7 protein-coding genes are annotated in these 5,283 nt (G+C 69.2%); 4 read left to right on the top strand and 3 right to left on the bottom strand.

Annotated elements, in window-relative coordinates; translation table 11 throughout:
• The 3 genes from VNJ47_11920 to VNJ47_11910 form a co-directional block, all read right to left on the bottom strand.
• On the bottom strand, positions 1-246 hold a 246-nt coding region (locus VNJ47_11920; protein ID HXG29540.1), incomplete at its 3' end, for a proton-translocating transhydrogenase family protein.
• A gap of 117 nt (positions 247-363) precedes the next feature.
• A complete protein-coding gene (locus VNJ47_11915; protein HXG29539.1) occupies positions 364-1,491 on the bottom strand; it encodes an NAD(P) transhydrogenase subunit alpha in 1,128 nt (375 codons plus the stop codon).
• A gap of 65 nt (positions 1,492-1,556) precedes the next feature.
• Positions 1,557-2,324, bottom strand: a complete 768-nt coding sequence (locus VNJ47_11910; protein HXG29538.1) for a hypothetical protein — start codon at positions 2,322-2,324, stop codon at positions 1,557-1,559.
• 32 nt (positions 2,325-2,356) lie between these two features.
• On the opposite strand from VNJ47_11910, the gene VNJ47_11905 reads away from it, so the two are divergent.
• The 4 genes from VNJ47_11905 to VNJ47_11890 all read left to right on the top strand — a co-directional run.
• Positions 2,357-3,259, top strand: a complete 903-nt coding sequence (locus tag VNJ47_11905; protein HXG29537.1) for a 5'-3' exonuclease H3TH domain-containing protein — start codon at positions 2,357-2,359, stop codon at positions 3,257-3,259.
• A gap of 1 nt (position 3,260) precedes the next feature.
• Positions 3,261-4,154 carry a fructosamine kinase family protein gene (locus tag VNJ47_11900; protein ID HXG29536.1) on the top strand — a complete coding sequence of 298 codons (894 nt, stop codon included), beginning with the start codon at positions 3,261-3,263 and terminating at the stop codon, positions 4,152-4,154.
• A gap of 59 nt (positions 4,155-4,213) precedes the next feature.
• Positions 4,214-5,035 carry a DUF6502 family protein gene (locus tag VNJ47_11895; GenBank protein ID HXG29535.1) on the top strand — a complete coding sequence of 274 codons (822 nt, stop codon included), beginning with the start codon at positions 4,214-4,216 and terminating at the stop codon, positions 5,033-5,035.
• The coding region (locus tag VNJ47_11890) for a hypothetical protein (GenBank protein ID HXG29534.1) at positions 5,032-5,283 on the top strand (252 nt) is incomplete at its 3' end. The genes VNJ47_11895 and VNJ47_11890, both read left to right, overlap by 4 nt.

The following is a 5,283-nucleotide window of genomic DNA, read 5'->3' as shown; positions in this document are numbered from 1 at the left end:
GCCGGCGGCATTGCCCGCGCCGAGCAGCACGCCGATGAATCCGATGACCTGCTCCACCGTCGAGGTCGCGTTCAAGAGCGCATACATCGCGCCCACGACCACGATGCCGTGCACGAAGTTGGACCCCGACATGAGCGGCGTGTGCAGAATCGCCGGCACGCGGCCGATGATCTCGTAGCCGGTGAAGGCCGCGAGCATGAAGATGTACAGGGCGACGAAACCCGTGATTGCGGTGGTGGCGTCCATATACCGTTTCCTCTTGGCTATTCCTCCCCCTCGATGGGGGGGTTAGGGAGGGGGTGTGCATGGATTTCTCCCTCCCTCTGACCCCCTCCCGCCGAGGGAGGGGGAATACATCATTACTTACGCGCCCTCGACCGCCTTGCGCGCGGCCTCGTTCTTGATCTCGCCCGCGTGCGTGAGCACGCTGCCGGCGACGATGTCGTCGTCCCAGTTCAGATCGAGCTGGCCGTCCTTGACGATCAGCTCCAGGAAGTTGAGCAGGTTCTTGGCGTACAGCTCACTGGCGTGCTCGGCCAGCATGGACGGGACGTTCAGCGGTGCCACAATCGTGACGCTGCCGACGGTCACGGTCTCGCCGGGCCTGGACAGCGCCGTGTTGCCGCCGCCCTCGGCCGCCAGGTCGATGATCACGCTGCCGGCCTTCATGCCCTCGATCTGCGCCTGCGAGATCAGCTTGGGCGAGGGACGGCCGGGAATGGCGGCGGTGGTGATGATGATGTCGGCCTGCTGGATGTGTTTGGTAATGACCTGCTGCACCTGGGCCTTCTCGTCCTCGGTCAGCTCGCGCGCGTAGCCGCCGGCGCCTTCCGCTTTCACGCCGGTGTCCACGAACTTCGCGCCCAGCGACTCGACCTGCTCCTTCACCGCCGAGCGCACGTCGTAGCCTTCGACAATGGCGCCGAGCCGGCGCGCCGTGGCGATCGCCTGCAGGCCGGCCACGCCGGCACCCATCACCAGCACCTTGGCCGGACGCACCGAGCCGACCGCAAAGGTCATCATCGGCAGCAGGCGGGCCAGGTGGGTCGCGCCCAGCAGCGCGCCGTAATAGCCGGCCAGCGCGGCCTGGCTGGACAGCGCATCCATGGCCTGCGCGCGCGTGGTGCGCGGCACCAGCTCCATGGCGAAGCAGGTGATCCTGCGATCGCGCAGCAGCTTGACCAGTTCCGGCTCGCGGTGCGCGTAAACGAACGAGAACAGCACCGCGCCCTCCTTGAGCTGACGCGCCTCGTCCAGCGAGGGCGGCTGCACCTTGAGCACGATGTCGGCGCCGGACAGCAGCTGCGCGCTGTCATCCACCAGCGCCACGTCTTTCCAGGCCGTGTCGGGAATGCGCGTGGCCTCGCCGGCGCCGCGCTGCACCTTGAGCGTGCCGCCGAGCTTGCTGAGTTTCTGCGCCACGGCCGGGACCATCGCCACGCGCTTTTCGCCCGGGCGTGTCTCCTTCGGCACTGCTATCGTGATCGCCATCATGGTCTCCCTTCGGACAGGCAGCGCCGCGCGCGGGCGCGCGGCGCGTCAATTCACGCGGTTCCTCACTGGTAGCGCTGCAGCGCGTCGAGCACGCTGTCGCGCGTGTAGCCGGCCGGCACGGTGAAATCGCCGTCCGGCAGGCGCGCGTGCCGCACCTCCCGGACGCGCTGGTAATCGCCGCCCGGATTCCGGACCTCGATCGGCACGCCGTCGATCTCGCTGAAGTCCGGCAGGATGCCGGGCGCGCCCAGCTCCTGCATCTCGTGCATCAGCCGGTACATGCTGCGCACGGTCGCGTAATCCGCCTGCGGCATGCCGATGTCCGCAGGTCGAGCCAGGCAGACTTCTTCCTGGACCTTGCCGCCGCGCACCAGGCGCCCGCCGGTGCAGGGAAAGCCGGCCACTTCGCGGCGCTGGCCGGTGGACTGGAACAGCAGAGGATCCTTGCGTGTGGCGCCGCCCATCATCTTTTCGAAGGCCGCGCGCTGTTCCGGCAGCATGGCCTTCATCTGCTCGTCGAGCAGCTTGCGCGCGACCGCCAGCTGCTGCCCGTAGCGGCGCATTTCCTCGCGCGTCAGCTCGACATAGCTGCGGCGTTGGGTATCGACCAGCCAGACGGTATTCTTGGCGCTGTCGTACAGCATCCAGCCGCCCGCGCCCTGCTCGATGCGGATCTCGATGCGGATCTTGCCATCCTGCACGGCGACGCTGGCGCGGCCGTTCTGGCCGCCCTCGCGGGCGTCCAGTTCCAGCACGGTCGTGGCCGCGGCCAGCCCGGGCAACAGGCCGGCCACACATAGCGCGAGGATTCTCAGTGCCGGGGCACGCACGTCATATCTCCGGGAAGGCCGCGAAATCCGCCGTGAAGGGGGCCAAAGATAACGCAGTCCATCTGGTGGACGCCAGCGTATACGTGTTCCGCGCCTGGTTTGCCCTGCCCGCCGGCCTGACCGGGCGCGACGGCCAGCCGGTCAACGCCGTGCACGGCTTTGCCCAGTTTGTCTGTGATCTGGTGGAGCGGGTGCGCCCCGGCGAGCTGGCCTTCGCCTTCGACGAGAGCCTGGCCGGCTCGCATCGCAACGAGCTGTATCCGGCCTACAAGGCCAACCGCGAGCCGGCGCCGCCGGAGCTCAAGGCCCAGTTCCGCCTGTGCCGCGAGCTGGCCGAGGCGGCCGGCTTCGTCACCCTGGCCTCGGACCGCTATGAGGCCGACGACCTGATCGGCACGCTGGCGGCGCGCGCCCAGGCGCAGGACCAGCCAGTGGTCATCGTCAGTCGCGACAAGGACCTGGCCCAGCTGCTGACCCCGCGCGATGCGCTGTGGGACTTCGCCGGCGATACGTGGCTCGATGCACGCGGGGTGCAGAGGCGTTTCGGCGTGTGGCCGGCGCAGATGCTGGATTTCCAGGCACTGATGGGCGACGCGGTGGACAATGTCCCCGGCGTGCGCGGCATCGGCGCCGCCAGCGCGGCGCTGCTGCTGCGGCAGTTCCGCGACCTCGACAATCTCTATGCCTGCCTGCCACGGGTCGAACGGCTGCGGCGCGGCCCGCAGCTGCGCCGGCGGCTGGAAGAGGGCCGCGACGCCGCCTATCTCTCGCGCGAACTGTGCCGCGTCCTGCGCGATGTGCCGTTGCCGGCACGGGCGGACAGCCTGCACTGGCGCGGGTCGGACGCCGCGCAGCTGCGCGAGGTCTGTGCGCGTATCGGCCTGGGTACGCGGCTGAGCCGGCGCTTGCTAGAGTTGAGCCGGGATGAATCTTGACGTGTCTGACACCGAACTCGACTGGGCCGATCTCGCCTGGCAGATCACCTGCGCCGCGGGCGAATCCTTCACCGTGCGCGCGCGCGAGCCGGTCGGTGGCGGTTGCATCCACCGCGCCCTGCGCCTGCGCGGCGACCGGCAGTCGTACTTTCTCAAGCTGAACCGCGCGGACTGTGCCGGCATGTTCGAGGCCGAGGCCCTCGGCCTGGAGGAGCTGCGGCGCGCCGGTGCGCTGCGTGTGCCGCAGCCGCTGTGCTGGGGGCGCCAGGGTGCGCAGGCCTACCTGGTGCTGGAATGGCTCGAGCTCAAGCCGCTGGCCGGCAAATCGGAGGCCCTGCTGGGCGAGCAGCTGGCCGCGCAGCACCGCGTGACCAGCGCACTGTACGGCTGGAGCCACGACAACACGCTCGGCACCACGCGGCAGAAAAACACGCCGGACGGCGACTGGGTGCACTTCTGGCGCGAGCAGCGGCTCGGCTTCCAGCTCCGGCTGGCGCAGAAGAAGGACCAGCGGCTGGCAGAGCCCGGCGCGCGTCTGCTGGCGGCGCTCGACCGCCTGCTGGCCGGCCACCGGCCCGCGGCCTCGCTGCTGCACGGCGACCTGTGGGCCGGCAACGCGGCCCAGGACAGCCAGGGCCGGCCGGTGATTTTCGATCCGGCCGTGTACTACGGCGACCGCGAGGCTGAGATCGCCATGATGGAGCTGTTCGGCGGTTTCGGCGGCGCCACGCTGGCCACCTACCAGGCGGCCTGGCCGCTCGACCCCGGCTACGCAGAAGTCCGCCGGGACTTGTACCAGCTTTACCATATCCTCAACCATTTCAATCTGTTCGGCGGGCAATATGCCGACCAGGCCCTGCATGCCATGGACCGCCTGCTGGCGCGGGGGGCATGAGGCATTAGTAAAGAATTACGATTATCCCCAGGTTGTATCTGGGATAGGATTCCCATCCCATGAGCACCGATCCCGCCAAGACCAAACTCGCCGCCGCACTGCGCCATCTGCTGCGGCCGCTGGTGCGCGTGCTGCTGCGCCACGGCATGGCCTATGGCGATTTCATGGACATCGTCAAGGCGGTGTATGCCGAGACCGCGCGCGAGGATTTCGCGCTGCCCGGCAAGAAATCGACCGATTCGCGCGTGGCCATCCTGACGGGCCTGACGCGCAAGGAGGTGCGCGCGCTGCGCGAGGCGGAGGCTGGCGAGCGGCATGCCAACATCAACCGCGCCACCCGCGTGCTGTCCGGCTGGTACCGCGATCCCGATTTCACCGGCCCGGACGGCGAGCCGCGCGTGCTGACGCTGTCCGGCGAGGGCGGCTTCGACGAGCTGGTGCGCCGCTACAGCGGCGGCATGCCGCCGCGCGCGCTGCTGGAGGAGTTGCGGCGCGTGAACGCCGTGCGGCTGGAAGGCAAGGACCGCGTGCGCGTGCTGTCGCGCGCCTATGTGCCGGCCGCGGGCGATCTCGAGGGCCTGCGCATGCTCGGCACGGCGGTCCACGATCTCATCGCCACCATCGACCACAACCTGACGCGCGACGGCGAGCCGGCGCGCTTCCAGCGCACGGTATTCAGCGAGCACATCCCGCTGCGGATGATCCCGATCCTGCGCCGCATCGTGGCCGAGCGCGGCCAGCGTTTCCTGGAATCGCTGGACGACTGGCTGTCGGCGCACGAGGCCGGGCCGCGCGACAAGGCGCGCGACGAGGCCGTGCGCACCGGCGTGGGCATCTACTTCTTCCAGGATCCGCCGCCGGGCAAAGACGACGCGCCATGAACGCCCGTTTCTCCACACTGACGTCGTTGATGCTGACCCTGGGGCTGGCCGGCTGCGGCGGGATCGAAGGCACCGGCAGTCCGCAGGCTGGGGTCGAGGGCACCGGCTTCAGCGAGGGCACTGTCAGCGGTTTCGGCAGCGTGTACGTCAACGGCATCAGGTTCGCCACCGATCGTGCCGACATCGTCGTGGACGGCACGCCGGCGGCCGAGGATGCCCTGCGCGTGGGGATGGTGCTGAACGTGGCC

This window comes from Nevskiales bacterium, assembly GCA_035574475.1.
Taxonomy (GTDB): Bacteria; Pseudomonadota; Gammaproteobacteria; order Nevskiales; family DATLYR01; genus DATLYR01.
The sequence above is the reverse complement of the archived record's forward strand: the minus strand, read 5'-3'. Positions and strand labels throughout refer to the sequence as shown.

Coding starts and splice junctions, on each gene's coding strand:
- VNJ47_11895 (HXG29535.1), top strand. CDS start 4,214: ATGAGCACCGATCCCGCCAAGACCAAACTCGCCGCCGCACTGCGCCAT.
- VNJ47_11915 (HXG29539.1), bottom strand. CDS start 1,491: ATGGCGATCACGATAGCAGTGCCGAAGGAGACACGCCCGGGCGAAAAG.